Below are 2221 nucleotides of genomic sequence, written 5' to 3'. Positions count from 1 at the left end.
ATTTTCGAGCCGAGCCGACATAACCGGTGTAGCCTTCACGCAGCGAAGCTGTTGGAATAAATGCGACTTTTTTATTTTCAATTTCTTCCTTTATCAGACTTCCTACACTTGAAAAGTGCGAACATAAAAACAGTTTCATCAATATTCTCCTTTATATATAAATTCTAATTTTCCAATTTAACAAACTTGAAATTGTCGATTTCTTTACATTGATAAAGTTCAATTTATCTCTCGATTCATAATTTTCTCTTCAAGTAAATTACCCACATGCTTTGTTTCAAAAAACATTTCTTTATTTATAACAACAATTATAATTGCCGCAATAACAACAAAAATAGTTTGTATACATTTTGTTTCAGGAGTCATGTTTATCTTTTCCTGCATAATATTTATAAACAAATGAAAAATAATTGTTGCAAGCATACTTCTGTTATTCTTTACATATACCCATGTCTGAAGGAAATCAAGTGGTATCACGCTAAAAAGAAAGTTAATCACATAAATGATTCCCATCTCTTTAAGTCCATACTGGTACGTTCCAGGTATCCAGAATAATGGCACATGCCACAAAGACCAGATACATCCAAAGATGATAGACTCCTTAAACCAGCTGTTGTATGCACCAACAGCATCCTCTCCATAACCTCTCCAACCTAACTCCTCTATGCAGGATGCCAACAAAATTGTAAGAAATGCAGACGTACCACCTATAGAAAATGAAAAGTCTTCTGTAAATGAAAACTGATTTATACTGCCGCCAAATAATACTGATGTACCGATTGAAGCCGTCACTATCACAGCAAATATCAGCACTGCAATTAATATATATTTAGGTTTTATTCTATAAAACCCAATCAGCTTCTTCTTAAAGTCATTAATGAGTGCTTTATTCTTAGACATAAATACAGTTACTACGGCAACCACGGCAGGTGAAACCAAGCCAAGAAACATTCCAAGATAAAGCCCCGTCCCTTCATTAAGTAAAATTGCAAATAGCCACCAGAACCAAGTGCAGGCAAATGTAATCAAATAGAATCTGACCGGTCGATATATATACTTTTCCATGACTACACCTCAGCCTCTACAATCACAAGCTCACTCTTTATACCATTGAACTCAATGTAATTGTCTGCTTCGGCATCTGAAAAATCATCAACCTTTTTGCCCTGTCTCTCATAATAAATATGCGTTGCTATTCCCTTTTTTGTGCTTCTAAATCTATAATCTGCAGGAAGTGTAAGTCTTGATGTTGCTGACAACTGATTAATCTCAAGCGCACCCTCATGTGATAAAACACTGATCTGCATATCAAGATTTGAATCTATCTCAATTTCACTTTTATTTCCCTGAAGGGTAACTTCGCTAATTTTGCCATTTACCTCAATATGTTCATTTTCTATATCAGTAATATTCAGTGTCCCTGCATTAACTGATAATTCGATTTTTCCAATATATTTTACTGGAATAAAAATAGTAATGACCAAACTCTCCTTTGCATCTGCTTCACTGGCTTCATTAAATCTGTTAAGATCAATATCGATTCGGTTTTTTATATCATCAATCTTTACTTTATAATCTGCCATAAGATTCTTATAGACATTTGAAAACATTGCGACTTCAATTTTTTCTCCATGATATGCCTTTAAATCTACAGCATATGCTCCACCAAGCTTGATATCAAAATTCTTCTTACCATCAATATCGTATTCAGTACGACTTTCATAGATGTAATCAGACTGCTTTTTCTCTGATTTCTCATTCGAAAGTAATTCATCTACCGATATCTGGAAGAGATCTGCTATTGCCATCAGATTTGCAATATCCGGTGTTCCTGTTCCATTTTCCCACTTTGTAATGGCTTGTCTTGATACACCGATTTTCTCAGCCATCTTCTCTTGTGAAAGTCCAGCCTGTTTTCTGTAATGTTTAATTTGTTCTTCTAAAGTCATTTTTCTACCTCCGTTTTCGGTTTGTTTTACTTCCTTCACAGATTAGTAAATTAACCTTTACCAAACAAGAAACATTAGCTGTCATTTCACTATTTTTCTGCTACTTTCCGTAGCAACGCCCTAAAATAAAGGTTTTTACAACGAAAACTAAATTTATCCAATAGCCAAATTCCGATTGAGATTTCACCTGTTTTAAGAGATTTAATAACTGTTATATTTTGTTATTAGTGATGTTCCCCGTGGGCAAGATGGACGGCGACAGCCTGCCGGTT

The 2221-nt window shown here is 34.6% G+C and carries 2 protein-coding genes and 1 pseudogene; all 3 read right to left on the bottom strand.

The features are described 5' to 3' along the window. A pseudogene (locus Q5O86_RS03325) lies at positions 1–139 on the bottom strand (peptidase S51); the annotation flags it as partial. Between the two features lie 80 nt (positions 140–219). After that, entirely contained in the window at positions 220–1065 is an 846-nt protein-coding gene (locus Q5O86_RS03320; protein WP_302625730.1) for a CPBP family intramembrane glutamic endopeptidase, read from the bottom strand. A 2-nt stretch (positions 1066–1067) separates the two neighbouring features. Then, a complete protein-coding gene (locus Q5O86_RS03315) occupies positions 1068–1949 on the bottom strand; it encodes a helix-turn-helix domain-containing protein (protein WP_302625729.1) in 882 nt (293 codons plus the stop codon). Positions 1950–2221: the final 272 nt, after the last annotated feature.

The organism is uncultured Eubacterium sp., assembly GCF_937958975.1.
Lineage (GTDB): Bacteria > Bacillota > Clostridia > Lachnospirales > Lachnospiraceae > Eubacterium_G.
Note: the sequence above shows the minus strand (reverse complement) of the source record. Positions and strands in the feature narration are given on the sequence as shown.